We start from the raw sequence: 26,917 nt of genomic DNA, 5'->3' as shown, positions 1-26,917 counted from the left end.
GAACTTGGGGGAGGGAAGTCGGTCGGACACGGGCGGTCTCCTCGTACGGCGGGTGGCTTGCCGTCGACGCTAGGCAGCGCGGGGGCGGGGCGGAAATGACGATCCGCGATGCCTGCCATCAGGGGGCCGGAGGCCGTGTGATCAGCGGCCCATCGTCGTACGGGATGGATGACGTCCCCCTTGCCGATGCCTCGATCCGTTGACCCTGCAACGACCCTCCGAGCAGGCTCGGAGCACCATCGGACCTGAGGAGCGAGTGTGATCGTCGAGCATGCCGAGCTGACCGTGGAAGCCGGTCGTGAGCGAGTTTTCGAGGCCGTCTTCGACAAGGCCCGCGAGGTGCTCGCCGAGGCGGACGGGTTCCGCTGGACGGAGCTGCTGCGCTGCGAGGAGCGCCCGGACAGCTATCTGCTGCTGGTCGGCTGGACGTCCGTGGAGGCGCACACGGTCGGCTTCCGCAGCTCCGAGCGCTTCCAGCGGTGGCGCGCCCTGGTGGGCCCGTTCTTCGCCGCGCCACCCGCCGTCGAGCACTACCGCACGCTCGGCGACCGCTTCACCGCCTGACCGCACCCCTCCTTCTTCTCCTACGTTCGCAAGGATCGCCCATGCCCGTACACAAGGTGCTCGTCGTCGGCGGCGGCATCACCGGTAGCGTGCTGTCGCTCGCGCTCGCCCAGCGGGGCGCCGAGGTCGAACTCGCCGAGGTATCGCCCCAGTGGTTCGGTGTGGGCCACGGCATCACCGTCCAGGGCAACGCGCTCAAGGCGCTGCGCTCGGTGGGCGTGCTCGACCGGGTGCTCGCCCGCGCCGTCCCGTTCGACGTGATGCGGCTGCGCCGGGCCGACGGCGGACTGCTCGCCGAGCTGCGCACCCCGCACACCGGCGGTGCCGAGCTGCCGTCGACGGCGGGCGCGCTGCGCTCGCACCTGCAGGACGCGCTGTGCGACGCGGTCTACGCGCAGGGGGTACGTGTCCGGCTGGCGCTGAGCGTGGCGAAGCTCGACCAGTCCCCCGGCCATGTGGACGTCACGTTCACCGACGGCACCAGCGGCCGCTACGACCTCGTGGTCGGCGCCGACGGCATCAACTCGCGGATGCGGCAGCTGATCGGGATCACCACCAGGCCCCGCCCGGTGGGTATGTCGATCTTCCGGGTGGTCGCGCAGCGCCCGCCCGAGATGGACTGCGCGGAGGTGTACTACGGTGGCCCGCGCTACAAGGCCGGCTACAGCCCCATCTCGCCCGACCGGTGCTACGCCTACCTGCTCGACGAGAACCTCGACGCCTCGCTGATCGGCCCGCGCGCCCCGCTGTCGCTGCTGCGCGAGCGCGGCGCCGGGTACGGCGGCACATGGGGCAGGATCCTCGCCTCGCTGCCGGACGACGCCCCGGTCGACTACCGGTGGATCGAGGCGATCCTCGTCGACGAGCCCTGGTACCGGGGCCGTACGGTGATCATCGGGGACGCCGCGCACGCCTGCCCGCCGCTGATCGCGCAGGGCGCCGCGATGTGCGCCGAGGACGCGGTCGTGCTCGCGGAACTCGTCACCGGCGGGGCGCCGCTCGACAAGGCGCTCGACACCTTCATGGCGCGCCGGCTGCCCCGGGTGCGGGTGGTGCTGGAGAACTCGCTGCGCCTCGCCGACTGGGAGATCCATCCGGAGACGCCCGGCGCGGACCCCGGCCGGATCATGTCGGAGACCCTGGACTACCTGACGGCCGCCGCATGAACGTTCCCGTCGTGGACTTCCACGGTCACCTCGCCGTTCCCGCCGCCGACGCGCTGTGCGCGGGCACGCCCGGCCTGGCCGCCGAGCTGGCCAACGAACAGCGGGCGCACTCCCCCACGTCACTGGCAGCCAACCGCGCCCAACTCCAGCGCCTCGCTCCGAAGTTGACGGACGTCACGACCAGGCTCGCCGACCTGGACGCGATGGGTGTCGACCTCCAGGTGGTCGGCCCGATGCCAATGCACCACTACTGGGCGGACGCGGATCTCGGCATACGCCTGGCGCACACGGTCAACGAGGCCGTGGCCGCGCACTGCGCGGTCGCGCCGGAGCGGCTCTACGGCATGGGCACGGTCCCGCTCCAGCATCCGGACCTCGCGGTCGCGCTCCTCGACAAGGCGGTCACGGAGTACGGCCTGTACGGAATCAGCGTGTCCACGACCGTGGACGGACGGGAGCTCGCGGACCCGGCGCACGACCCGGTGTGGCAGCGGGCCGAGGAGCTCGGCGCGGTCGTCTTCGTGCACCCCTGGGGCTGCTCGCTCGGCGAACGGCTGGCCACGCACTACCTCGGCAACACGGTCGGGCAGCCCGTCGAGACGACGGTCGCGCTCTCGCACCTCATCTTCACCGGTGTCCTGGACCGCTTCCCGCGACTCAAGCTCGTCGCCGCGCACGGCGGGGGCTATCTGCCGACGTACATCGGCCGTTCCGACCACGCCTGGCACGTGCGCGAGGACGCGCGCGGCTGCGCGGAGCCGCCGAGCGCGTATCTGCGCCGCATGTGGTTCGACGCGCTCGTCTACACCCCGGGCGGCCTGCGCCATCTGGTCGAGGAGGTCGGCGCGGACCGGGTGGTCCTCGGCACCGATCACCCTTTCGACATGGGCGTCGAGGACCCGGTGGCCCGGCTGGACGCCGCCGGGCTGTCCCCGGCCGACCGTGTCGCCGTCGCCGGGGGCAACGCTCTCGACCTGCTACAGAATGGACGTACTCGATGAGCCTGGGTCCGATTGAGGAAGAGCTCGCCAAAGCCCGTTCCGCCTACCGGAACTGGGGCCGTTGGGGTGAGGACGACGTGCTGGGCACGCTCAATTTCATCGACGACGCGATACGGGCGCACGCGGCGGGCCTGGTCCGGCGGGGCCGGTCGTTCTCGCTCTCCCAGGAGTTCAACGAGAGGGGCCCACAGCGCGGTTTCCGTGGCCGGATCAACCCCGTCCACTACATGAAGGACACCGGTTCGGACGCGGCCGCCGGGACGCAGGGCTTCCCGCACGGCTTCGGGGGCGCCGACGACCATGTCGTGATGCCGCTCCAGGCCTCCACCCAGTGGGACGGCCTCGGACACATCTACGACAACAAGCGGGCCTGGAACGGCCGTCCGTGCACCATCGTCAACGGCGACGGGGACTCGGTCACCGGCATCGAGCACATGAAGGACGCCTTCACCGGGCGCGGGGTCCTGCTCGACGTGGGCCGCGCGGTCGGCGACGAACACGGCGAGCTCCCGGACGGTTTCCCGATCCTGGAGGAGCATCTGCGCGCCACGATCGAGGCGCAGGGCGCCACCTCGTCCGTACGGCGCGGCGATCTGGTCCTCGTCAGGACCGGGCAGTTGGGGCGGGTACGGCGACTCGGCGCGTGGGGTGGGTACGCCGCCGGGGACGCCCCGGGCCTCTCCTTCACCACGCTCGGCTGGCTGCACCGTACGGAGATCGCCGCGATCGCCTCCGACACCTGGGGGCTCGAAGTACGCCCGTACGAGTTCGCCCAGCCGGCGATGTCCCCGCTGCACCAGATCGCGATCCCCAACATGGGCCTCCCGCTGGGCGAGATGTGGGACCTGGAGGAGCTGGCCGAGGACTGCGCCGCCGACGGTGTCCATGAGTTCCTGCTGATCGCGGCGCCGCTGCCGGTCACCGGCGCGGTGGGCGCCCCTGTCAATCCGATCGCGATCAAGTGAGTACGAGCGTGCGCATCGACCGTTTCTCAGGCGCCCTCCACTTCCCCGGCGACGAGGACTTCGAGGAGGCGTGTTTCGGCAGGGTCTTCAACGCCCGCCGCCCGTCGGACCGCACCCCCGCCGCCGTGCTGACGGCCGCGTCCGAACAGGACGTCGTCGACGGGGTACGACTCGCCCTGGAACGGGGGTGGCAGGTCGCCGTCCGCTCCGGCGGGCACAGCTGGGCCGCCTGGTCGGTGCGCGAGGACGCGCTGCTGATCGACCTCGGGGGCCTGCGCGAGATGACGTACGACCCGCGGACCGGGATCGTGACGGCGGCCCCGGGCGTCAAGGGCGGCGACGAACTCAACCCGTATCTGGGGGAGTTCGGGCGTTTCTTCAACGGCGGGCACTGTCCCTCCGTCGGCATCGGCGGCTTTCTGCTCCAGGGCGGGCAGGGCTGGAACGCGCGCGGCTGGGGCTGGGCGGCCGAGAACGTCGTCGCGATCGACGTCGTCACCGCCGAGGGCGAACTGGTGCGTGCGGACGAGACGGACCACAGCGACCTGTTCTGGGCGGCGCGCGGCGCGGGCCCGGGGTTCTTCGGGGTCGTGACCCGCTTCCATCTGCGCACCCGCCCGCTGCCGAAACATCTGGCGCACACCGTGTACGCGTACCCGCTCGCCCTCTTCGACGAGGTCATGACCTGGCTGCACGGCATGCACCACACCGTCTCCGACCTGGTCGAGATCGTCGCCCTGACACAGACCCCGCCCGCCGGGGACGGGCCGGTGCTGCTGGTCACGGGCGTGTCGATGACCGACACCGCCGAGCAGGCCGCCGAGGCACTGGCCCCGCTGCACGCCAACCCGTACGCGGACCGGGCGCTGTTGCGGATCGAGGCGCAGCCGACGACCCTCGCCGAGCAGCTTCAGGGCCAGCGTCTCGCCAACCCCGAGGGGCACCGCTATCTCGTCGACAACGCCTGGCTGACCGGGTCCGCCGACGAGGTCGTGCCGGCGATCCGGAAGGCGTTCACCGAGCAGCCGACCCGGCAGACCTTCACCATCTGGTTCTCGATGGCCCCGCTGCGTGAACTCCCGGACATGGCCTTCTCCTTGCAGTCCGAGATCTACTGCGCCACCTACGTCATCCACGACGATCCCGGGCGCGACGCCGAACTGCGCGGCTGGCTCGACGAGGCGATGGCGGCGATGCGGCCGGTGACCGCGGGCCAGTACCTCGGGGACTCCGACTTCACCGTGCGGCAGCTGAGGTTCATGGGTGACGCGCAGTGGGAGCGGCTTCGGGAGATCCGGGCGGCTCGCGACCCGAAGGGCCTCTTCGTGGGCCATCTGAGCGCCGGGACCGTCACCAACACCAACGACTGGGAGCGATAGGGCATGCGGTTCACGACATACGCGTACGAGGGCGTGGAGCGCGCCGGGGTCGTCCAGGAGGGGATCATCCATCCGCTGCCGCCCGGCACCACCGTCCTGTCGCTCGTCGAACAGGAGGCGCTGCATGCCGCCGGCAGCGAAGCGCTCTCCGTCGAGAGCGACTTGACGGTGGATCAGGTACGGCTGCTGCCCCCGCTGAAGCCGCCGTCCATCCGGGACTTCGTCGGTTTCGAGGCGCACATCGAGGGTGTCGCCAAGTCGCTGGACGGTCTGGAGCAGGTGCCCGAGGAGTGGTATCGGGCGCCGAACTTCTACTTCACCAACCCGCACGCGGCCTACGGCGCGCACGACGACGTTCCGGTACCGGCGGGCTGCTCGGTGCTCGACTTCGAGCTGGAGGTGGGCGCGGTCGTCGGCCGTGCGGGCCGGGACCTCACGCCCCAGCGGGCCCGCGAGCACATCGTCGGCTATCTCGTCTTCAACGACTGGTCGGCGCGCGATCTGCAGAAACCGGAGAAGAACCTCGGGCTCGGCTTCTCCAAGGGCAAGGACTTCGCGAACACCCTCGGCCCGTATCTGGTCACGGCCGACGAGGTGGCGGACCGGCGCGACCCGGACGGCTTCCTCGACCTGGAGATGACGGTCGCCCTCAACGGCGAGCTGATCGGCCGCGACACCCTCGCCAACGTCTCCTGGACCTTCGAGGAGATGGTCGCCTACGCCGCCCGCGACACCTGGGTGCGCCCCGGCGACATCCTCGGCTCGGGCACCTGCGGCTGGGGGGCGCTCGCGGAGTTCTGGGGGCGCGTCGGGGAACGTACGCCGCCGCCCCTGAAGCCCGGCGACGAGGTGACGCTCACCGTGGAGCGCCTCGGCAGCGTCTCCAACCGGATCGTCCCCGGGCGCACGGACGTGTACCTGCCACGGGCCCGCAAACGCGGCCGTACGCCCCGGCCGTAACCCTCCGTACCCCTTTCGACCTGCACACATCCGGGGATCCGATGGCTGCCATCGGATCCCTGTGAGTTGCCTCCCGGACCCTTCCTCGGCGGGAACCCGGTCGTTACGCTCCCGTTTCACCGAGCTTCAACGACGCGGCCGGAAGGAGACACACATGGGTCTCGGAGCGATCGACCTGAATCTCCTGGTGGCGCTGGAAGCCCTCCTGGAGGAGAAGAACGTCACCCACGCGGGGGTGCGGCTGTCCACCAGCCAGTCCGCGATGAGCGGCTCACTGGCCCGGCTGCGGCGGCACTTCAACGACGAGCTGCTGGTGCGGGTGGGGCGTGAGTACGAGCTGACGCCGCTCGCGGAGCGCCTGCTGCCGGTCGTCCAGGCCTCCCTGCACAAGGCCGAGGAGGCACTCTCGCTGACCCGGCACTTCGAGCCCGCACGCAGCCGGCAGCGCTTCTCGGTGGTGATGTCGGACTATGTGATGACGGTGTTCGTGGAGCCGCTGCTGCGGGCCATCGCGCAGGAGGCGCCGGGCGTCCGTATCGACTTCCACCCCATCGTGGACGGGCAGCTGGAGACGGAGACCCATCTGCGCTGTCACGACCTGATGATCGTGCCGCTCGGGTACCAGCTGCCGGGCGTCAGCGAGGCCGTGATGCACGACCGGTTCGTGTGTCTCGTCGACCCCGACAACCCGCGCCTGGTGGACGGGCGGCTCGTCCTGCGTGACCTGGCGGAGATGCCGCACGCGGCGTGCGGCATCGGCAAGCTCACACCCGCCGACCGCCAGCTGGAGACGCTCGGCATCACGCCCAGGGTGCAGGTCAGCACGCCCGGCTTCAACGTGCTGCCGTTCCTGGTGAGCGGCACCGACCTGGTCGCCCTGGTGCCCGAGCGGCTCGCCCGACGCTACGAGGGCTTCGCCCGCTGTGCCGTCGTACCGACGCCGTTCCCGGACGTGCCGCTCGTGGAGGCCATGTACTGGCACCACAACCGGCACGCGGATCCCGCGCACCGGTGGCTGCGGGAGACGGTCCGCAAGGTGGGCGCGTCGCTGGACGATCCCGCGCCCGCGGAGATCGTCGGCGTGAATGCCAGCCATGGCGAACATGCGTTTCCGGAGCCGGCCCCGGTTTCCTAGCGTGGGGAGCGAACCCACGCCCCCTTGGAGGAAGCCGTGAGCCGCACGCGCCTGGCCGGTCGTACCGTCGTCATCACCGGAGCCGCACAGGGCCAGGGAGCCGTGGAGGTGGCGGCGGCGGCCCACGAGGGGGCCTCGGTGGTCGCCACGGACGTCCTCGACGAGCCCGGCGAGAAGCTCGCCGCCGCCCTGCGCACCGACGGCCTCGACGTGCGCTACCACCACCTGGACGTGTCGTCCCCGGACGACTGGGCGGCCCTGGCGAGCTCACTGGAGGCCGTGCACGGGCTCGTCAACAACGCCGGGATCCCCATGCGGGCCCGTCTCGGCGCGGTGGAACTCGCCGACTGGAACCGGGCGTTCGCGGTGAACACCACCGGCCCGATGCTCGGCGTCCAGGCCCTCGCCCCGCTGATGCCCCCCGGGTCCTCGATCGTGAACGTCGGCTCGGTGGCCGCTCTCACCGCCCATCACGCGGTCGCGTACACGGCGAGCAAGTGGGCGCTGCGGGGCCTGTCGAAGGTGGCCGCGCTGGAACTGGCACCGCGCGGCATCCGTACGAACCTCATCCACCCCGGCTACATCGAGACCCCCCTGATGGCGACGGCGAACCCGGTCTTCACGCGGGCGCACCTCTCGATGACTCCGCAGGGCCGCCCGGGCAGCTGCGAGGAGGTCGCGCCGCTGGTCGTGTATCTGCTCTCCGACGAGTCGTCCTACGTGAACGGCGCCGAGATCACCGTGGACGGCGGCTACTCGGCGCACGGCGGCGTGAAGGCGATCACGAACGCGCTCGACTCGGTGTGACCACCCGGTCCGGAGACGGTCGCCGCGGACGGTCCTACGCCGATCGGCACTCCGCGAGCCGCTTCTCCAGAAAGCGCCGCTCGGCCGCGTTCTCCACGAGCTCCAGCGCCCGGGCGTACGCCTCGGCCGCCTCCACCGGGCGTCCCATCCGTCGCAGCAGGTCCGCGCGGGTGGCGGGCAGCAGGTGGTAGCCGTCCAGCTCGCCCTCCCGCTCCAGCTCCGCGACGAGCGCCAGCCCCGCTTCCGGGCCCTCGGACATGCCCACCGCCACCGCACGGTTGAGCCGCACCACGGCGGAGGGCACGAAACGCGCCAGTTCCCCGTACAGCGCGGCGATGTCGGCCCAGTCCGTGTCCCCGGCCGTCGCGGCGGTGGTGTGGCAGGCGGCGATGGCGGCCTGGATCTGGTAGGGCCCCGGGCGTCCGCGGCGCAGTGCGGTCTCCAGGAGGGCGGCGCCCTCGTCGACGGCGGACCTGTCCCAGGCCGTACGGTCCTGGTCCTCCAGCGTCACCAGCTCGCCCGTCGGGTCCACCCGGGTGGCACGCCGGGCGTCGTGCAGCAGCAGGAGGGCCAGCAGACCGAGCACCTCGGGTTCGTCGGGCATCAGGCGGGCCAGGACACGGGCGAGCCGGATGGCCTCCGCGCAGAGGTTCGTACGCACCAGATCGGCGCCGGACGTGGCGGCGTACCCCTCGTTGAAGAGCAGGTAGACCACGCCGAGAACGCCGGTGGTGCGTTCGGGCAGCAGATGCGCGGGCGGTACGCGGTAGGGGATGCCGGCGTTGCGGATCTTCCGTTTGGCGCGCACCAGGCGCTGCGCCATGGTCGCCTCGGGCACCAGGAAGGCGCGGGCGATCTCGGGGGTGGTGAGCCCGGCGAGGGTGCGCAGGGTCAGTGCCACCCGGGCCTCGATGGGGAGCGCCGGGTGGCAGCAGGTGAAGATCAGACGCAGACGGTCGTCGCGGACGCCGCTGTCGTCGCCGTCGTACTCCGGGTCGCAGGGCCCGTCGTCCCGCGCCAGCACGGCCACCTCCCGCAGTTTCTGGGCCCCCACCGCCTCGCGGCGCAGCACGTCCAGGGCCCGGTGGCGTGCGGTCGTGGTCAGCCAGGCGCCGGGGCGGCTCGGCACTCCGTCGCGCCGCCACCGGTCCAGGGCCTGCGCGAAGGCGTCCTGCGCGCACTCCTCGGCGAGGTCCCAGTCGCCGGTCACCCGGATCAGGGTGGCGACGACCTGGCCCCATTCCTCGCGGAAGGCGGCGGCGACCGCCGCCTCCACGTCACCGATGTCGTTCACTCCCAGACCGGCCGCACCTCGACCGAGCCGCCGCCCAGCGCCGCCGGATGCCGGGACGCGAGCGCGATGGCCTCGTCGAGGTCGGCGACCTCGATGAGGTCGAAGCCGGCCACGTACTCCTTGGACTCCACGAACGGCCCGTCGGTGAGCAGGACTTCGTCGCCCTGGACACGGACGGTGGTGGCGTCGGTGGAGGGCCGCAGCCGTGCGCCGCCCTTGACGATGTCGCGGCTTCGGACCTCGTCAATGTACGAGGTGAAGCGGGGGTCGTCGGCGATCTCGGCGGGGCTCAGCTCCTCGCCGCCGACGGGGGTGCAGATGAACAGGACGTACTTCATGACCGGACCTCCTCGATGCCCGCGTCGAACGGGACCGACGCGTGCTCGTGGGCGATCAGCCAACGGTCTCCCACGGCACGGTAGCCGGTCGTCACGCGCACTGTGCTGTCGAGCGGCTCGCCCGTGGTGAACGTGCCCCGGATCCGGACCAGCCCGTGGCTGAAGGCGACGCTCTCGTCGACGCGGAGACGGAAGGCGAGCACCTCGCGGCGCACGGGCCCGGTCACGGTGGAGTAGAACCACTCCTGGGCCTTGCGGAGGGCGTCGGTTCCGCTTTCCTCCAGGCCGCTCATCGGGTGGAACACCTCCGTGTCCGGCGTGTAGCAGGCCAGCCATCGGTCGACGTCCCGCTCACGGAAGGCCGCCGTCAGCTCGTCGTCGAGTCGGCGGATCTCCCCCTCGGCGTCCTCGTCCTCCCAGAACGCGCGCACCTCCATGGCCCCCACGGATGCCACGGGGTGCTCGGCGGCCGCCTCGATAGCCTCTTCCATACTGTCGCACTCGAGGATGTCGTATCCGGCGACGTACTCCTTCGTCTCCGCGAACGGCCCGTCGGTGCGCAGCACCTCGCCGCCGCGGACCCGTACGGTGACGGCGTCGGCGGGATCGCTGAGGCGGTGGCCGTGCAGCCGCACGCCCCGTTCGGCGCCGAGCTCCTCGACCCAGGGTTCGACGGGTGCCATGCCGGAGGCGTCAGCCGTGTCGTCGCCGCAGACCAGCAGCATGTACTTCATGGTTCCTCCCGGTGCTCATGAACTTCCTACACCCCACCGACGAACGGGACCGCGACGAATCGACACCCCGGGCACACGAAGAGGCCGGGACCCGGGTCCCGGCCTCTTCGTGACGATCCGCGCTAGGCGGTAGCCGTCCGCACCGACGGCTCACCGGTGGCGCCGACCGCCGCTCGGGCGGTGTTCTTGCGCACCAGCAGGAGGGTGACCAGCGCACCGAGCAGGGAGGCGCAGCCGCAGATCACCACGCCGAGGGCCATGCCGTGGCCGAGCGCGGTCTGCGCGGCGGCCCTGGCGCTGTCGCTGCCCGCGTTGACGACGGCGAGCGGGCCCGCGGCGGCCTCCATGCCGGCGTCCGGGCCGTTGAGCTTGCCCACCAGGGCGGCGGACGCGGCGCTCATCGCGATGGTGCTGATGACGGCCGGGCCGAGGCCCTGGCCGAACTCGCGGACCAGGCTGGTGGCACCACTGGCCATGCCGGTCATGTGGATCGGTACGGCGTTCACGGCGGCCGAGGTCAGTGAGGAGACGACGCAGATGAAACCGACGCCGAGCAGCAGCACCGGGCCGATGAAGGCGGCGAGGGAGGTCGTGGTGATGGGCAGCGCGGCGATCCAGAACTGTCCCGCGGCCATCGGCAGCAGGCCGCCCATCAGGAGCCAGCGGGCGTCGACGCGGGTGAGCATCCTGCTGAGCACCGGTGCCAGGAGCAGCGGGATCAGCTGGAGGATCACGAACGGCATGCCGGCGCGCAGCGCGCTCAGATGCATCACGGCGCCGAGGCGGATGGAGACGCAGTACGCGGTGCCGATGAAGCCGAACATGCCGGCCAGGGCGACGACGGCCGCCGCGGCGAAGGACGGGATCCTCAGCAGGTCCAGGTTGAACATGGGTGAGGCGGCGCGGGTCTCGGCGACGACGAAGCCGACGAGAGCCACCGCCGCGAGGGCCAGCGCGCCGACGATCGCCGCGCTGCCCCAGCCGCGGTCGCCGCCCTCGATGATGCCCCAGAGCAGGGCGGTGAGGCCGACGGCGATGGTGATCTGGCCCGGCCAGTCCAGGGCGCGGCCCTCGGGGGCCTTGGAGTCGGTGACCAGTTTCCAGCAGGCGACGGCGACCGCCAGGCCGAGGACGACGGGCGGCACGAACGCCCAGCGGAAGTCGGCGACGGTGGCGAGCACACCTGAGGACAGCGGTCCCACAGCGGAGGCGAGGGAGATGCTGAGCGCCCAGGTGGAGACCGCCTTGGCACGGTCCTTCCCGTCCGGGGTCGCGGCCGCGATGACCGCGAGGGAACTGGGGAAGAGCGCCGCGGCGCCGATACCGGCCAGCGCCTGCCCGGTCCACATCATGGTGATGTTCTGGGAGGTGGCGTTGAGGAGTTCGCCGAGCGCCAGGACGAGCCCGCCGAGCACCAGCAGGCGCTTGCGGCCGAAGAGGTCTCCGACCACACCGAAATTCAGTTCAAGAATGGCGGTGGGGAGAATGAAGGCGGACGTGACCCAGGCGACCTGGGAACCGGACGCCCCGAAGGCAGCCTGGATTTCGCCATTGATGGGGGACGGAACGGTAATGCACAGTTGCGCGGCGGCAACTGCGAGACAGCAGGCTATGAGTGTTCCGAGGTCCAGTTTCTTCAAAGAGCTCGTGGAGATCGAATCCGTCATCGTGCGTGCCCTCACTCTGCGTTTTTCTCTATGAGTTCGATGAGATTTCCCTCGGGGTCGGTGACCCAGGCCATGCGAATACCGGGTTCGGGGGAAGGACCCGGTTTCATGGCCTCGCCCGCTCCGTGCGCCACCAAGGCCGCGTAGACGGGGTCGAGTTCGGGGGTGGTGACCGCGAAGTGTCCGTATCCCTCGGTGAGGGCGGCGGTCAGCGGGTCCGGGGCCCGCAGCCCCGGCGCGGATCCGGGCCTGGCGAGGAGTTCGACGCGCCAGCCGTGCGGATGTTCCAGGACGACGGCGCTCAGACCGGGTCCTTCGAGGGTGAACTCGAAGACGGTCCTGAGCCCGAACGCCCCCTGGTACCAGATGGTTTGGGCGGGCAGATCGCGTACGTTGACGCCCACGTGGTCGAGTCGGACGGTCACCGGCGCTCAGCCCGCCATCGCGCTGTCGCCGCCGTCGACCATCAGGTTGGCGCCGTTGACGAACGCCGCCTCGTCGGAGCAGAGGAAGGCGGCGGCGCGCGCGATGTCCTCGGGCTCGCCCACCCGGCCCACCGGGATCCGCGCCTCCAGCTGCGCCTTCGGTCCATCGGGGTCGTCGAGGAAGGGCGCGGTCGCGGCCGTGCGGGTCATGCCGGGGGCGATGGTGTTGACCCGGATGTGGTGCGGGGCGCCGGCCGCGCACAGGTGCTTGCTCATCGCCAGCACCCCGCCCTTGGCGGCGCCGTGCGGGACCATCGGCATGAAGGGGGCGCCCCGGACGGCGGCCACCGAGGCGACGTTGAGGACGGCTCCGCCGCCGCGGGCGATCAGGTGCGGCCAGGCCGCCTGCGTGCAGAAGTAGGGGATGTCGAGCTCGTTCTTGATGGTGAAGTACCAGTCCTCGGCCGGCATGGTCGCGAACGGCCCGTTCCGCAGTGCGGAGGCGTTGTTGTAGAGGATGTCGATCCCGCCGAGGGCCTCGATGCCCGCGTCGATCCACTCGCGGGCGCCCTCCTCGGTGGAGAGGTCCACCGGGGCGAGGGACCGCATGACGCCGCCGGCCTTCTCGACGAGTTCCACCGTTTCCGCGGCGGCGTCGGCATCGAGGTCGCAGCCGAATACGGTGGCGCCTTCCGCGGCGAATACCTGGGCCGCGGCCCGCCCTATTCCGGCCCCCGTTCCGCTGATGAAAGCGATTTTTCCGGCCAGTCGACCCATGATTGCCATGTCCCTTGTCCAGTACCGCCCGTGTGCGGTGCTGGCAGCGTAGGGACGGCCATTGCCCAGAACAAGAAAAGGGTCGGCGCAGGGGCATCGCGGTGTCGTATGGCTGGTATGCGGCGCGCTGTCGTACGGCGGTATGCGCGCGGTCAGCCGTGGGAGGTACCGAGCCGTACCGGAAGTGCCCGCACGCTGTTGCCGACGAAACTGGAGTGCCGGGAGAGTTCCGCCTCCGTCACGGCGAGGTCGAGGTCGGGGAAGCGGGTGAACAGCCGCTCCAGGGCGATGGTCGCCTCCATGCGCGCCAGCGGGGCACCGAGGCAGTAGTGGGCGCCGTGGCCGAGGGAGAGGTGCCGGGCGGCGCCGGGCCTGCCGGGCCGGGTGACGTCGAAGCGGTCGGCGTCCGGACCGTGCACGGCCGGGTCGCGCCCCGCCGCCGAGTAACCGGCCAGCACGGGCGTCCCCTTGGGGATCACCGTGCCGTCGACGGTCAGGTCCCGCACCGGATAGCGGAAGGGGAAGTAGCTGACGGGCGCGTCCCAGCGCAGGGTCTCCTCGACCACGTCCGCCCAGCCCACCCCGCCCTCGCCCTTCATGACCAGCTCCAGCTGGTCCCGATGGCCGCAGAGCGCCCGTACGGCGTTGGTGAGGAGGTTGAGCGTGGTCTCGTGCCCCGCGATGATCATCAGTACCAGGGTGCCGATGAGCTCCTCCTGGCTGAGCCGGTCACCCTCCTCGTCCCGGGCGGCGATCAGCGCGCTGGTGAGGTCGTCGCCCGGCCGCTCGCCCCGCGCGACGGCCACGGCGGCGAGCACGGCGACGAGTTCACGGTTGGCCGCCAAGGCCTTCTCGGGGCCGATGTCGGTGGCGACCACCTGGTTCGACAGGTGGTGCAGCCGGTCGCGGTGCTCCGCGTCCACTCCGAGCAGTTCCCCGATGACCCCCATGGGCAGCGGCATCGCGAAGTGCCGCCGCAGATCGGCGACTCCGCCGTCCCGCTCGGCCGCGGCCCGGAGGTCGTCGAGCAGTCCCGCCGTCAACTCCTCGATCCGGGGCCGCAGTTCCTCGACCCGGCGCGCGGTGAACGCCTTGCTCACCAACGACCGCAGCCGCCGGTGGTCCTCACCGTCCGCCGTCGTCATCCCGCGTACGGTCGCGAAGGTCGCGAGCGGCCACCCCGGCGCTATCCGCCCCTCCCGCAGCTCGGTGAAGTGCTCGGCGCCCTTGGCTACTTCGGGATGCGCGAGGAACTCCTTCAACGCCTCGTGCCCGAGCACCGCCATCCCCTCCACCTCGCCGGGCAGCACCACCGCCGTGACGGCGCCGCGCTCGAGCAGCCGCGCGTTGTCGGCATGCGGGCAGCCGCCGGCCGGGTCCATGCGGTGCGGCGTGCCGGGAGAGGTTTCCACCGGAGGTTCTCCTTGCGGGGGTGGGGAGTCGGGCGCAGGCGCCGCGAGCCGTTACGACGAAGGATTCTGCCCGCTCGACCGCGTGACCGACAGCGATGGCGTACGCGCCGATCCGCGGTTCTTGCCCCGGATCCACCTCCGTCCACGGTTGGATGGTTCCATGACCGACGAGCACGAGCGGATGATGCGGGCCAACCAGGCCAACTGGGACGCGCGGACCCCCGTCCATCTCGCCAGCCGGTTCTACGGGCTGGGCGAGAAGCTCGACCCGGCGCGCTGGTTCGCCGCCTTCGAGTGGGAGGACCTCGGGGACCTGGCCGGCCTCGACGTGCTCCATCTCCAGTGCCACCTCGGCACCGAGACGATCGCCTTCGCCGAGCGCGGTGCGCGGACCGTCGGCCTGGACATCTCCGAGGCGTCCGTGGCGGCCGCGGCCGACATCGCGGCACGGGCGGGCGCCGACGTGACGTACGTACGAGCCAATGTGTACGACGCCGTAGAAGCCCTGGACGGGCGGCGGTTCGACGTGATCTACACCGGCAAGGGCGCCCTGTGCTATCTGCCCGACCTGGGCCGCTGGGCCGCTGTCGTCGCTCGACTGCTGCGCCCGGGAGGGCGGTTGTACATCGCCGAGTTCCATCCGCTGCTCAACGCGCTGGGCCCCAAGCCCGCCGAGGGCGAGGGCACCGAACTGCTGCTGCGCCACGACTACCTGGGCGGCCGGGACGCCGTGCACAGGAACGCGACCTACACGTACACCGACGGACCGGCCGTCGAGGGCGCGACCGACAGTTACGAGTGGATGCACGGAATGGACGAGGTCGTCAACGCGTTGACGGGAGCGGGACTGGGTATCCGCCGGCTCCGGGAGAGCGAAGAGCTTCCCTGGCCGCGCTGGCCACAGATGGTCCGTACGCCGTCCGGCTGGTGGCGCCTGCCGGAGGACGAGCCGCGCATTCCGCTGCTGTACGGCCTCCTCGCGAGCCGCTGAGAGACGGATCACAGCCACTTCGCCACAAGCCGTGGTATTCTGCGGTCAGCACTTGTGTACGCCCCGTCTCGGGCGCCGGTGCCGAGTCTCCTTCTTTCGCTGACACGCCCGTCGTCTTCCGGACCGGGCGACCAGCTTCTTCACATCACCTTCCGAGCACGGTCATCCGTAGCTCCTTCAGGTGATCTTCCCCGCCGCACCGAGGCGTGAGCACGCCGCCTCCCCCCGGCACATCCCCTCCCTTCTTCATGACCTCATGAATCCGTCCTCGAAAGGACCCCCTCTCATGACCACCACACTCGAACACCCTCCCGTACAGAAGCAGCTCCCGGCCCACGCCACCGGTGTCCTCGACATCGCGCACAACGGGCAGGGGTACCTGCGCGCCGCCGAGAGCTGCCTGCCCACGCCGACCGACGTCCAGGTCTCCGCCGCACTGATCCGCCGTCACGGCCTGCGCAAGGGCGACACCGTCGAAGGCGTACGCGGCGGACCCCGCGCACTCGCCGAGGTCGAACGGATCAACGGCCGTACCCCCGAAGAGCTGCGCCGCCGCCCTCACTTCCGCGACCTCACCCCGCTGCACCCGCGCGACCGGCTCCGCCTGGAGCACCCGGCGAGCGGCATGGCCGGACGCGTCGTCGACCTGGTCTCCCCCGTCGGAAAGGGCCAGCGCGGTCTGATCGTCGCCCCGCCCAAGACCGGCAAGACGGTACTGCTCCAGCAGCTCGCCGCCGCCGTCGCGGGCAACCACCCCGAATGCCACCTGCTCGTGCTGCTCCTCGACGAGCGGCCCGAAGAGGTCACCGACATGCGGCGCTCCGTCCGCGGCGAGGTCTACGCCTCCACCTTCGACAAGACGCCGAAGCAGCACATCGCCCTCGCCGAGCTCGTCGTCGAGCGCGCCAAGCGGCTCGTCGAACAGGGCGAGGACGTCGTCATCCTGATGGACTCGCTCACCCGGCTGTGCCGCGCGCACAACAACGCGGCCGCCTCCGGTGGCCGCACCCTCAGCGGCGGCGTCGACGCCGCCGCGGTGCACGGCCCCAAGCGGTTCTTCGGCGCCGCGCGCCTCGCCGAGGAGGGCGGCTCGCTCACCATCCTCGCCACCGCCCTGGTGGAGACCGGCTCCCGCGCCGACGACTACTTCTTCGAGGAGCTCAAGAGCACCGGCAACATGGAGCTCCGCCTCGACCGGACCCTCGCCTCACGGCGTGTGTTCCCGGCCGTGGACATCACCCCGTCCGGCACCCGCCGCGAGGAACTGCTCCTGCCCGGGGCCGAGTTGACGGCCGTACGCGGCCTGCGACGCGCCCTGCAGACCCGGGACGCCCAGGCCGCGCTGGAAACCCTCCTGGAGCGGCTGCGCGCCACGCCGGACAACGCGACCTTCCTGCGTCAGGTCCAGCCGACCCTGCCCACCGCCTGATCCCACCCCGAATCCACCGCGCGGGACCTCCCGGACCTCTCCCGCGTGTGGCATCCGGGTACTGCATCCCCTCGCTCGGGCCTGGCACCATGGCGCACGGCGACTCCGTTCCTACGTTTGCGGTATGACAATCGGATTCCCATCCCGCATGGTCGTCTCGCTGACCGCCTTCTCCTGCTCCGCCCTCTGTGTGGCCGGAGCACTGGCCCTCGCGCCGAGTCCGGCCTTCGCCCGCCTCGGTACGGGCCTGCCGAGACCCATGGCCTCCCAGACGCCCTACCTCCAGCGGGCCGGGACGCAGGTACGCACACGGTCCGACGCTCCCGCGCTGCCGGACATCTCGGCGCTGTCGTGGGTGGTGGCCGACTCAGGCAGCGGCGAGGTGCTCGCCGCGCACGACGCGCACCTCAAGCTGCCGCCCGCCAGCACCCTCAAGACCCTCTTCGCGCTCACCGTGCTCCCGTCGCTGCCCGCCGGCACCCAGCACACCGTCAGGGAGGAGGAACTGGAGGGCATCGGCGACGGCAGCAGCCTGGTGGGCGTGGCCGCGGGCCACACCTACCGCGTGTCCGACCTGTGGCGCGGTGTCTTCCTCAACTCCGGCAACGACGCCGTGCACGTACTGGCCGCGATGAACGGCGGCTGGCACCGGACGGCGGCCCGAATGCAGGCCAAGGCCCGCTCACTGGGCGCCCTCGACACCCATGTCGAGTCACCCGACGGTTACGACACCCCCGGCCAGGTCTCGTCGGCGTACGACCTCGCGGTCTTCGGGCGGGCCGGCCTGCGCAACCCGGAGTTCGCGCGCTACTGCTCCACCGCCGAGGCCACCTTCCCCGGCGACGGCTACCCGTACGAGATCCAGAACACCAACCGGCTGCTGACCGGCGCCGACGGGGTGGCGCCCTATCCGGGCCTGATCGGCGTCAAGAACGGCTACACCACCAACGCGGGCAACACGCTCGTCGCCGCCGCGCACCGGGGCGGACGCACCCTCGTCGTCACGGTGATGAACCCTCAGGCGGGCGGCGGCACCACGGTGTACGAGGAGGCCCGCTCGCTGCTCGACTGGGGCTTCGCGGCCGCCGGACACGTCGAACCCGTCGGATCGCTCCCCGACACCCGGTCCGTCCCGGCGGCGGGCGCCTCGCCCGTACAGGCGAGGTCCGGGTCCGCGGACGGCCCCGACGGCGGCTGGCCGGAGACGGCGGGGATCCTGGGCGCCGCGGGTCTGGGCGCGGGCGGCGTGGCCCTCGCCCTGCGTCTCAAGGGCGTGCGGGCCACCCGCGACTGACCGGCCGGCAGCCACAGCAGCAGCCCCAGCGTGATCCACGTGTACGTGTTGCTGCCGAGGAATCCGTCGAGGCCGGAGGAGTCGTCGAACCAGAGCCACACCACGCTGCTGCACAGCACCGCGTACAGGGCCGACGCGGCCCGAGCACGGTGCCGGTGCAGCAGTACGGCGAAGGACGGCAGCAGCCAGACGAGGTGGTGCACCCAGGTGATCGGGCTGAGGAGGCAGGCGGCGAGACCGGTGAGGGCGAACGCGGCCGTCCAGTCCTCGTCGGCCAGCGCCCACGAGGTGCGCCACGCCCACACGCACAGGATCAGCAGGGCGGCCGCCGCCCACACGGCCCGGTTCGGTTCGCCCGGTGCGGCGAGGCGGGCCAGAACGCCCTGCAACGACTGGTTGGAGACATAGGCGAGACGTCCGATGCGGTTGGTGTCCCACAGCGCCTCGGACCAGTAGAAGCGCGAGGCGTCCGGCGCCGCCCAGGCGGCAAGACCGGTGGCCGCCGCGGCGACCGCCGTCGCGACCCCGGCGGCGCGCCAGCGGCGGCCGAGCAGCAGCAGGCCGATGAAGAGCGCGGGGGTGAGCTTGATCGCGGCGGCCAGCCCGATGCCGACGCCCGCCCGGCGGCCCCGGCCGGTGGACAGCAGCCAGGCGTCGCTCAGGACGAGGGCCAGCAGCAGGAGGTTGACCTGCCCGAAGCTGAAGGTGTCGCGGACCGGTTCGAGCAGGGCCAGCAGACAGGCCGCGAGGGCGCAGCCGTACCAGCCGTAGCGGCGCAGCGCGGGCTCGACCAGGATCCACACCACGACCGCCAGCGCCGCGAGATTGAGCACCACGGAGACGGCGATCGCCGTACGCAACCCGACCAGCGCCATCGGCAACATGGTCAGGGCCGCGAACGGCGGATAGGTGAATCCGTACGTGGTTCCCGGCACCCAGTAGTCGTAGATCCGCCCGCCGTGGTGGACCCAGGCGTCGACGGTGCCGTAGTAGACGCGCAGATCGAACCAGTCGCGCAGCAGCGGCACGGTCGCGGTGAACACGCCCACCGCGACGACGAGTGAGAGCAGGCCGAGCAGCCGTCGGCCGTCGGTGTCCAGATGTCTCATGCCGTCCGCCCCAGCACCGGCGGCCGCGCCGGCTCCTCGGCCCGGGCGGCCTGATGGGCCTGCCAGAGCACGACGAGGGCGAGCGCACCGCCGGAGACGGCCAGCACCACCTGATCGACGTCCGGCGGGCCGCCGCTCGGCAGTACGGCGAGCGCGAGTACCGCACTGGCCGCCGCGACCCGGTGGCGCACCGAGCCGTTGGGCGCCGCGGCGGCGATGAGGAACAGGCCCCACAGCGCGTACCAGGGCCGGATCGCGGGGCCGAACACGGCGACCGCGCCCAGGCTCAGGCCCAGCGCGTAGATGGGGCCCGGCCGCAGGCGCAGCCATATGAACAGGACGACCAGGACGGTCACCACCAGCCCGGTCGCGTGCCAGGCGGGCATCGCCAGCGGGGCGAGGCCGCTGCCGAGATCCTTCAGCAGGGCGCCGGTGGCGCGGCCGAGCACGCTGGTGGGCGACCAGTTGTGCGGGGAGACGGGGGTCTTCAGGGCCGCGATCCAGCCGTACCCCGTGCCCGCCACGGCGGTCACCACGGCCGTGGTGGCGAGCGCGACCCCGGTCGTGGTCAGGACCGTGCGCAGTACTCCGCGGCGCCCGCGCAGCGCCACCACCGCCAGCAGGCCGAGCACGGCCGGCGCCTTGACCAGTGCGGCGAGGGTGATGAGGACGACGCCCAGGAGGTGCCATCGGCCGCGCGCGGCGACCAGGCCGACGCCGAGCAGTCCCAGCATGATGGCGTCGTTGTGCGCACCGGCCACCAGGTGCAGCAGCACGAGCGGGTTGAGCGCGCCGAGCCACAGCGCGGCGGCCGGGTCGGCACCGCTGTGCCGGGCGAGGCGGGGCAGCGCCGCCGCCATCAGGCCGACGCCGAGCAGCGCGACCAGCCGCATGCCGAGGAGCCCGGCCGGTATCTCGCCGCGGGTGAGGCCGGACAGCGCGGAGGCGACGGCGAGGAAGACCGGGCCGTACGGTGTCGCGGTCTGCTGCCACACCGGTGCCACCTCGTCGGCGAGCGGCCCGCCGAGCTGCGCGGGCCCGTTGGCGTACACGTCGATGTGCGCGTCGACCATGGCGCCCTGCGCGAGATAGCTGTACACGTCCCTGCTGAACAGCGGCGGCGCGAGCAGCAGCGGCGCCGCCCACGCGGCGAGCACCAGCAGCAGTGCGCGCGGCGTCGGCGGCTGCGGACCGCGTACGACCTTGCCGAGCAGCACCCATGCGGCGATCAGCAGGACGACGCCGAAGTAGACCCCGACCACGCCGAGTACGGCACGCGCGGAGCCGGGGTCGAGGAAGTCCCGCGTGGGCAGGGCGCCGGCCGTCTCACCGCCGAGCGCGAGGAAGGCGGTACCGGTCAGGCCCAGGGCCTGACAGCGGTGGAGATCGAGGGGAGCCTTGGCCAACACTTGGCAAGTGTGTCAAGGGCGGGTGGCCGGAAGGCGACGGGGCGCCCTCCGGGCGGGGGATGCGGCGTTACCTCCGGGTGGCTTGTCGGGTGCGGGTTCGGATGTGGCTGGTCGCGCCCACGCGGCGGAGCCGCAGATTGTCACAGCCCCGCGCCCCTTGACCGGCGCCCTGCTGGGCCGGAGTGGGCAAGCCCCGCCGGTACTGACTCAGAAGACCGACACGCCCGTCAGTGTCGTGAAGCGGTCCAGGGCCGCCACGCCCGCCACCGAGTTGCCCCGCTCGTCCAGACCTGGGCTCCACACGCACAGGGTGCAGCGGCCGGGGACCACCGCGATGATGCCGCCGCCGACGCCGCTCTTGCCGGGGAGGCCGACGCGGTAGGCGAAGTCGCCCGCCGCGTCGTACGTGCCGCACGTCAGCATGACCGCGTTGACCTGCTTGGCCTGGCTCTGGGTGAGCAGTCGGGAGCCGTCGGCGCGGATGCCGTGCCGGGCCAGAAAGCTCGTGGCGAGGGCGAGGTCGGCGCAGGACGCCTCGATCGAGCACTGGCGGAAGTACTGGTCGAGCAGGGCCGGCACCGGGTTGTCGATGTTGCCGTACGAGGCCATGAAGTGGGCGAGGGCCGCGTTGCGGTCGCCGTGGGTGGCCTCGGAGGCGGCCACCTCCTTGTCGAAGGTGAGCTCGGCGTTGCCGCTCTCCGCACGGAGGAAGGCCAGCAGGGTGCCGGCCGCGTCGCCGGTACGGGTCTGGAGCCGGTCGGTGACGACCAGGGCGCCCGCGTTGATGAACGGATTGCGCGGGATGCCGTTCTCGTACTCCAGCTGCACCAGCGAGTTGAAGGGGTTGCCGGAGGGCTCGCGGCCGACGTGTTCCCACAGTTCGTCGCCCTCACGGGCCAGGTCGAGGGCGAGGGTGAAGACCTTGGTGATGGACTGGGTGGAGAACGGCTGCCGCCAGTCACCCACCCCGTACACCGTGCCGTCGAGCTCGGCCACGGCCATGCCGAAGCGCCGGGGGTCGCAGGCGGCCAGCGCCGGAATGTAGTCGGCGGGCCGCCCGCGGCCGGGTGTCTGCCCGATCTCGGTGGCGATGCGCTCCAGGACCGGCTGGAAGGTCGGGGACGACGGATACGACGAAGCAGCCATGATCACCATTGTGCCGCCGGGCCGGTCCGGGTGCGCATCGGGTCACACCGCCTGCGGGGTGCCGCTGCCCGCGAGCACCTCGGGCCGCAGCAGCGCCGCTAGCCGCTCGGCGGGCAACAGGCCCTTCTCCAGGACGAGTTCGGCGACGCCGCGCCCGGTGGCGAGGGCCTCTTTGGCGATGTCGGTGGCAGCCGTGTACCCGATGTGCGGGTTCAGGGCGGTCACCAGGCCGATGGAGTTCTCGACCGCGGCGCGCAGCACCTCCGTGTTGGCGGTGATCCCGATGACGCAGCGCTCGGCGAGCGTCAGGCAGGCGGTGCGCAGGTGGGTGATGCTCTCGGACAGGGAGTGCAGGATGATCGGCTCGAAGGCGTTGAGCTGGAGCTGCCCCGCTTCCGCGGCCATCGTGATGGTGACGTCGTTGCCGATCACCTCGAAGGCGACCTGGTTGACGACCTCGGGGATCACCGGGTTGACCTTGCCGGGCATGATGCTCGAACCGGCCTGCACCGGCGGCAGGTTGATCTCGTTGAGGCCCGCACGCGGCCCGGAGGACAGCAGCCGCAGGTCGTTGCAGCTCTTCGAGAGCTTCACGGCGATCCGCTTGAGCACGCCGGACATCTGGACGAAGGCGCCGCAGTCCTGGGTGGCCTCGACCAGGTTGGCGGCGGTGACCAGGGGCAGCCCGGTGATCGCGGAGAGGTGGCGGCGGGCGGATTCGGCGTATCCGGCGGGCGCGTTGAGGCCGGTGCCGATGGCCGTGGCGCCGAGGTTGATCTCGTGGATCAGCTCGACGGCCTCGGCGAGCCTGCTGCGGTCCTCGTCGAGCATCACCGCGTACGCCGAGAACTCCTGCCCGAGGGTCATCGGCACCGCGTCCTGGAGCTGGGTACGCCCCATCTTCAGTACGTCGCGGAACTCGAATGCCTTGGCGGCGAAGGCGTCCTGGAGCACGGCCATCGCCTTGAGCAGCTCGCGCACCGCGAAGACGGTGGCGACCTTGACGGCGGTGGGGTAGACGTCGTTGGTCGACTGGCCGAGGTTGACGTCCTCGTTGGGGTGCAGGTACTGGTATTCGCCCTTGGCACGGCCGAGGAGCTCCAACGCCCGGTTGGCGACGACCTCGTTGGCGTTCATGTTCGTCGAGGTGCCGGCGCCGCCCTGGATGACGTCGACCACGAACTGGTCGTGCAGCTTGCCGGCGCGGATCTCCCGGCAGGCCGCGACGATGGCCATGGCCTTCTCCGGTTCGAGCAGGCCGAGTTCCTCGTTGGCACGGGCGGCGGCCTCCTTGACGGCGGCCAGGGCCTCGATCAGATGCGGGTAGGCGGAGATCGACGTTCCCGTGATGGGGAAGTTCTCGGTGGCGCGCAGGGAGTGGATGCCCCAGTACGCCTCGGCCGGGACGTCACGGTCCCCGAGCAGATCGTGTTCACTGCGGTGCGCTGCGGCGACGGTCATGACTGAGCGGTCCTCTTTCGGAGGGGTGAAGGTGGGTGGGGTGAGGCGTAGGGGCGGGTCGGTCGGGGGCGAGCTGCTGATCCGGCCCTGAGGCGCACGGACGCAAGGGGCGCGGGGAACTGCGCGACCAGCCACGACGAACCCGCACCTGCCACCGCACCCCCACGGCCGTGGTCGCGCACCGCTCAGGCCGGGAGCGGATCGAGCACTCGGGCGGGGCGAAGCCCGCCCACAACGGCACCACCCCCGAGCAGCGGCACGGATCCGAACTCCGCGAGCAACGCCGGGGCAACACCCGCGCGCGCCAGCGCCGCCGCGGCCACCGGCCCACGCGCCCGGTCCGCACCGTCGGCGATCTTCACGGCGACGGCCCGGCCGTCCGGCAGCGCGGCCATCTGGACGCCTTCGAAGCCGTCCTTCGTGAGCAGCCCCGGCACGGCCCGCATCAGCGCGGCGACATCGCGGCCGGAGCCGGACGCCATCTCGGCGTGCGCACGCATCGCGTCGGCGACCCGCGCCTCGGGGGTGCCGGCCGGTGCGGTGGTGATCCGGGCGGCGGCGCGGGCGAGCCCGTGCAACGAGACGGAGAAGAGGGGCGCGCCGCAACCGTCGACGGTGACCTGGGCGATCGCCTGCCCGGTGAGGTCCTCGACGATCTCCGCGACGGCCTGCTGGAGGGGGTGGCCCGGGTCGAGGTAGTCGTCGAGGGACCAGCCGTTGAGCCGGGCGGTCATCAGCATGGCGGCATGCTTGCCGGAGCAGTTCTGCGCGAGCCGGGACGGCAGCCGCCCCTCGCGGATCCAGGTGTCCCGCACGACCGGGTCGTACGGCAGGTCGGGCACGTTGCGCAGGTCGTCCTCGGTGACGCCGGCCAGTTCCAGGATCCGCCGGGTCCCGGCGAGGTGCCGTTCCTCGCCGGAGTGACTGGCCGCGGCCAGCGAGAGCAGCTCGCCGTCCAGCGGCAGTCCCGCCCGCAGCATCGCCACCGCCTGGACGGGCTTGAGCGCCGAGCGCGGGTAGAACGCGGCCTCGATGTCCCCGATCTGGAGATCGACGCCGCCGTCGGCTGCCAGCACGACCGCCGAGCCGTAGTGGACGCCTTCGACGACTCCGCCGCGGACGAGCTGGGCGACGGGAGCGTGCAGAGGTTCGCGGATCACCGGGGCGGCGGCGATCGAAGCGGCGTACGTCATGCTCGTGCTCACGCGTCCGCTCCGTCACGGATGCCGGAGACCCGGCGGCGCACCCCGTACCACCCGGCGACGAGCGTCACGGCGATCAGCGGCAGACACAGCACGGTGGTGCGCCCCGCTCCCCCGTCGGCGTACATCAGGACGAGGACGGAGACGAGGAAGCCGATCGTCACGATCTCGGTCCACGGGGAGCCGGGCAGGCGGTAGCTCGGCCTGGTCAGCTCGCCGCGCTGGGTCTTCCGCCAGAACAGCACATGACAGAGCATGATCATGCCCCAGGTGGCGAGGATGCCGATGGCGGCGAAGTTCAGGACGATCTCGAAGGCGTCGGCGGGGACCACGAAGTTGAGGCCGACACCGAGGACACAGATCCCGCTGGTGAGCAGGATGCCGCCGTACGGGACCTGGCTGCGGCTCATCACGCCGGTGAACCTGGGCGCGGAGCCCGACATCGCCATGGAGCGCAGGATGCGGCCGGTGGAGTAGAGGCCGGAGTTGAGGGACGACATGGCCGCGGTGAGCACGACCAGGTTCATCACGCCGCCCGCCGCCGGGATGCCGATGTTCGACAGGACGGTCACGAAGGGGCTCTGGCCCGCGCTGTACTTGTTCCAGGGCAGCAGCATCGAGAGCAGGACGACCGAGCCGACGTAGAACAGGCCGACACGCCACATGATCGAGTTGATCGCCCTCGGCATGATCTTCTCGGGGTTCTCCGTCTCGCCCGCCGCGACACCGACCAGCTCGACGGAGGCGTAGGCGAAGACGACGCCCTGGATGATCAGCAGCATCGGCAGCAGGCCGTTGGGGAAGATTCCGCCGTTGTCGGTGATCAGGGACGGGCCGGGGGTGGTGCCGTCGACCGGGTGCTGGGTGACCAGCAGGAAGATGCCGATGAGCATGAAGACGACGAGCGCGCTCACCTTGATGATCGCGAACCAGAACTCCAGTTCGCCGAACATGCGTACGGATATCAGGTTCACCGTGAGGACGACGGCGAGCGCGATGAGCGCGATCACCCACTGCGGGATGTCGGAGAACATGCCCCAGTAGTGGGTGTAGACGGCCACGGCGGTGATGTCGGCGATCCCGGTGGTGGCCCAGTTCAGGAAGTACATCCAGCCGGCGACGTACGCGCCCTTCTCCCCCAGGAACTCCCGGGCGTACGACACGAAGGCGCCGGAGGACGGCCGGTACAGGACGAGTTCGCCGAGCGCGCGCACGACGAGGAAGGCGAAGACGCCGCACACCGCGTACGCGACGAAGAGGGAGGGGCCGGCGTCGGCGAGCCGGCCGCCCGCGCCGAGGAAGAGACCGGTGCCGATGGCGCCGCCGATGGCGATCATGTTGACGTGCCGGGACTTCAGGGACTTGCTGTAACCCGCGTCTCCGGCGTCGACGTGCGCGGCCGGTTTGCCGGCCGATGTGGCCTCGTCTTTGAGGGACTGCTCGCTCACGCCTCGGGTCCGCCTTCCGTGGGGATGTCCGTACGCGCGGGGCGCACGATGTCGGTGAGGGTGGTCTCCACGCGGTCGAGGTGATGGGACATCGCCTCCACCGCGTCGTGTTCACTGCCGTCGATCAGCGCTTCGACGATCGCCCGGTGCTCACGGTTGGACTGTTCGCGCCGCCCGCCGAGCTCGTTGAGGAAGGCGGACTGGCGGGCCAGCGCGTCCCGGATCTCTTCGATCACCCTGCGGAAGACCGGGTTCTGCGAGGCCTCGGCGACCGCGATGTGGAAGATCGTGTCCATCGCGACCCACGCCGTGGTGTCGGTCTCGCGCTCCATCCGGTCCAGCAGATGGGCCAGGTGGTCGAGGTTCTCCGGGGTGCGGCGCACCGCCGCGTAACCGGCGACCGGGATCTCGACGTGGCGGCGCACCTCGAGCAGGTCGCTCGCCGCGTAGTCGCCGAAGGTGGGGTCCTCGACCGTGTTGGCGACCACGAAGGTGCCCTTGCCCGTACGGGACACGGTCAGGCCCATCACCTGCAGGGCCCGCAGCGCCTCGCGGAGCACCGGCCGGCTGACCTCCAGGCGGCGGCACAGCTCGGCCTCGGAGGGGAGTTTGTCACCGATGGCGTATTCGCCGCGCTCGATGGCGCCGCGAAGGTGGGTGAGCACCGCTTCCATGGCGCTGACGCGCCGCGGCACCGATCCACCTGTCTGGCTGTCTGACAGGTTCACGGGGGTGATCCTGCGGGTGACAAGAGGGGGCTGTCAAGGGGAGTGAAAAGAAACATTCAGGGGGTGCGAAGCCTGT

Annotated in this window: 24 protein-coding genes and 1 pseudogene; 11 read left to right on the top strand and 14 right to left on the bottom strand. The window is 71.4% G+C overall.

What is annotated here, in order from left to right; genetic code table 11:
* Window positions 1–258 precede the first annotated feature (258 nt).
* The 8 genes from SMIR_RS36015 (at window position 259) to SMIR_RS35980 (ending at window position 7,977) form a co-directional block, all read left to right on the top strand.
* Window positions 259–564 (top strand): antibiotic biosynthesis monooxygenase family protein, encoded by a 306-nt coding sequence (locus tag SMIR_RS36015; RefSeq protein ID WP_168489541.1) that lies wholly within the window; start codon window positions 259–261, stop codon window positions 562–564.
* Between the two features lie 41 nt (window positions 565–605).
* Window positions 606–1,730, top strand: coding sequence for an FAD-dependent monooxygenase (locus tag SMIR_RS36010; protein ID WP_212727899.1), 1,125 nt, complete (start codon window positions 606–608; stop codon window positions 1,728–1,730).
* On the top strand, window positions 1,727–2,731 hold the full coding sequence (locus tag SMIR_RS36005; RefSeq protein ID WP_212727898.1) for an amidohydrolase family protein: 1,005 nt from the start codon (window positions 1,727–1,729) through the stop codon (window positions 2,729–2,731). The genes SMIR_RS36010 and SMIR_RS36005 overlap by 4 nt, the downstream gene beginning before the upstream one ends.
* Entirely contained in the window at window positions 2,728–3,696 is a 969-nt protein-coding gene (locus SMIR_RS36000; protein WP_168489544.1) for a cyclase family protein, read from the top strand. The genes SMIR_RS36005 and SMIR_RS36000 overlap by 4 nt, the downstream gene beginning before the upstream one ends.
* Window positions 3,697–3,704: 8 nt before the next feature.
* A complete protein-coding gene (locus SMIR_RS35995) occupies window positions 3,705–5,075 on the top strand; it encodes an FAD-binding oxidoreductase (RefSeq protein WP_212727897.1) in 1,371 nt (456 codons plus the stop codon).
* A 3-nt stretch (window positions 5,076–5,078) separates the two neighbouring features.
* A complete protein-coding gene (locus SMIR_RS35990) occupies window positions 5,079–6,035 on the top strand; it encodes a fumarylacetoacetate hydrolase family protein (protein ID WP_212727896.1) in 957 nt (318 codons plus the stop codon).
* 154 nt (window positions 6,036–6,189) lie between these two features.
* A complete protein-coding gene (locus SMIR_RS35985) occupies window positions 6,190–7,170 on the top strand; it encodes a LysR family transcriptional regulator (RefSeq protein ID WP_212727895.1) in 981 nt (326 codons plus the stop codon).
* Window positions 7,171–7,206: 36 nt separating this feature from the next.
* Window positions 7,207–7,977 (top strand): SDR family NAD(P)-dependent oxidoreductase, encoded by a 771-nt coding sequence (locus SMIR_RS35980; protein WP_212727894.1) that lies wholly within the window; start codon window positions 7,207–7,209, stop codon window positions 7,975–7,977.
* A gap of 34 nt (window positions 7,978–8,011) precedes the next feature.
* Here the strand turns inward: SMIR_RS35980 and SMIR_RS35975 are convergent, their stop codons facing one another.
* The 7 genes from SMIR_RS35975 to SMIR_RS35945 form a co-directional block, all read right to left on the bottom strand.
* Window positions 8,012–9,262, bottom strand: a complete 1,251-nt coding sequence (locus SMIR_RS35975; RefSeq protein WP_422664535.1) for an RNA polymerase sigma factor — start codon at window positions 9,260–9,262, stop codon at window positions 8,012–8,014.
* Window positions 9,263–9,267: 5 nt separating this feature from the next.
* A complete protein-coding gene (locus SMIR_RS35970) occupies window positions 9,268–9,609 on the bottom strand; it encodes a YciI family protein (protein WP_168489548.1) in 342 nt (113 codons plus the stop codon).
* Window positions 9,606–10,343 carry a nuclear transport factor 2 family protein gene (locus SMIR_RS35965; RefSeq protein WP_168489549.1) on the bottom strand — a complete coding sequence of 246 codons (738 nt, stop codon included), beginning with the start codon at window positions 10,341–10,343 and terminating at the stop codon, window positions 9,606–9,608. The genes SMIR_RS35970 and SMIR_RS35965 overlap by 4 nt, the downstream gene beginning before the upstream one ends.
* 122 nt (window positions 10,344–10,465) lie before the next feature.
* The gene (locus SMIR_RS35960) at window positions 10,466–12,010 is read right to left on the bottom strand and encodes an MFS transporter (protein WP_212727892.1); all 1,545 of its coding nucleotides are present in this window, start codon (window positions 12,008–12,010) and stop codon (window positions 10,466–10,468) included.
* 11 nt (window positions 12,011–12,021) lie between these two features.
* Window positions 12,022–12,435, bottom strand: a complete 414-nt coding sequence (locus SMIR_RS35955) for a VOC family protein (protein WP_212727891.1) — start codon at window positions 12,433–12,435, stop codon at window positions 12,022–12,024.
* A 6-nt stretch (window positions 12,436–12,441) separates the two neighbouring features.
* The gene (locus SMIR_RS35950; RefSeq protein WP_248002820.1) at window positions 12,442–13,221 is read right to left on the bottom strand and encodes an SDR family NAD(P)-dependent oxidoreductase; all 780 of its coding nucleotides are present in this window, start codon (window positions 13,219–13,221) and stop codon (window positions 12,442–12,444) included.
* Between the two features lie 143 nt (window positions 13,222–13,364).
* Complete coding sequence (locus SMIR_RS35945) at window positions 13,365–14,594, bottom strand: cytochrome P450 family protein (protein ID WP_180362782.1); 1,230 nt, start codon at window positions 14,592–14,594, stop codon at window positions 13,365–13,367.
* A 190-nt stretch (window positions 14,595–14,784) separates the two neighbouring features.
* Here SMIR_RS35945 and SMIR_RS35940 point away from each other — a divergent pair, with 190 nt between their 5' ends.
* The 3 genes and pseudogenes from SMIR_RS35940 to SMIR_RS43815 form a co-directional block, all read left to right on the top strand.
* Window positions 14,785–15,615, top strand: coding sequence for a class I SAM-dependent methyltransferase (locus SMIR_RS35940; protein ID WP_212727890.1), 831 nt, complete (start codon window positions 14,785–14,787; stop codon window positions 15,613–15,615).
* Window positions 15,616–15,901: 286 nt separating this feature from the next.
* The gene (rho, locus tag SMIR_RS35935; RefSeq protein ID WP_212727889.1) at window positions 15,902–17,044 is read left to right on the top strand and encodes a transcription termination factor Rho; all 1,143 of its coding nucleotides are present in this window, start codon (window positions 15,902–15,904) and stop codon (window positions 17,042–17,044) included.
* Between the two features lie 124 nt (window positions 17,045–17,168).
* Window positions 17,169–18,002 (top strand): annotated as a pseudogene (locus SMIR_RS43815) (D-alanyl-D-alanine carboxypeptidase family protein); the annotation flags it as partial.
* A gap of 59 nt (window positions 18,003–18,061) precedes the next feature.
* On the opposite strand, the gene SMIR_RS44655 reads toward SMIR_RS43815, so the two are convergent.
* The 7 genes from SMIR_RS44655 to SMIR_RS35900 form a co-directional block, all read right to left on the bottom strand.
* Window positions 18,062–19,447, bottom strand: coding sequence for a glycosyltransferase 87 family protein (locus tag SMIR_RS44655; protein ID WP_212727888.1), 1,386 nt, complete (start codon window positions 19,445–19,447; stop codon window positions 18,062–18,064).
* Window positions 19,444–20,856, bottom strand: coding sequence for a polyprenol phosphomannose-dependent alpha 1,6 mannosyltransferase MptB (gene mptB, locus SMIR_RS35925; protein WP_212727887.1), 1,413 nt, complete (start codon window positions 20,854–20,856; stop codon window positions 19,444–19,446). Before mptB ends, SMIR_RS44655 begins: the two co-directional genes overlap by 4 nt.
* Window positions 20,857–21,063: 207 nt before the next feature.
* Window positions 21,064–22,011 carry a glutaminase gene (locus SMIR_RS35920; RefSeq protein WP_168489554.1) on the bottom strand — a complete coding sequence of 316 codons (948 nt, stop codon included), beginning with the start codon at window positions 22,009–22,011 and terminating at the stop codon, window positions 21,064–21,066.
* Window positions 22,012–22,044: 33 nt separating this feature from the next.
* Window positions 22,045–23,463 carry an aspartate ammonia-lyase gene (gene aspA, locus SMIR_RS35915; RefSeq protein ID WP_168489555.1) on the bottom strand — a complete coding sequence of 473 codons (1,419 nt, stop codon included), beginning with the start codon at window positions 23,461–23,463 and terminating at the stop codon, window positions 22,045–22,047.
* Window positions 23,464–23,648: 185 nt separating this feature from the next.
* The gene (locus SMIR_RS35910) at window positions 23,649–24,656 is read right to left on the bottom strand and encodes an asparaginase (protein ID WP_212728458.1); all 1,008 of its coding nucleotides are present in this window, start codon (window positions 24,654–24,656) and stop codon (window positions 23,649–23,651) included.
* 8 nt (window positions 24,657–24,664) lie between these two features.
* Window positions 24,665–26,113 (bottom strand): amino acid permease, encoded by a 1,449-nt coding sequence (locus tag SMIR_RS35905; protein WP_212727886.1) that lies wholly within the window; start codon window positions 26,111–26,113, stop codon window positions 24,665–24,667.
* Window positions 26,110–26,787: a FadR/GntR family transcriptional regulator gene (locus tag SMIR_RS35900; protein WP_101407454.1), complete on the bottom strand. Its 678-nt coding sequence runs from the start codon at window positions 26,785–26,787 to the stop codon at window positions 26,110–26,112. The genes SMIR_RS35905 and SMIR_RS35900 overlap by 4 nt, the downstream gene beginning before the upstream one ends.
* Window positions 26,788–26,917 lie beyond the last annotated feature (130 nt).

Origin of the sequence: Streptomyces mirabilis (genome assembly GCF_018310535.1) — a bacterium.
GTDB lineage: Bacteria > Actinomycetota > Actinomycetes > Streptomycetales > Streptomycetaceae > Streptomyces.
Note: the sequence above shows the minus strand (reverse complement) of the source record. Positions and strands in the feature narration are given on the sequence as shown.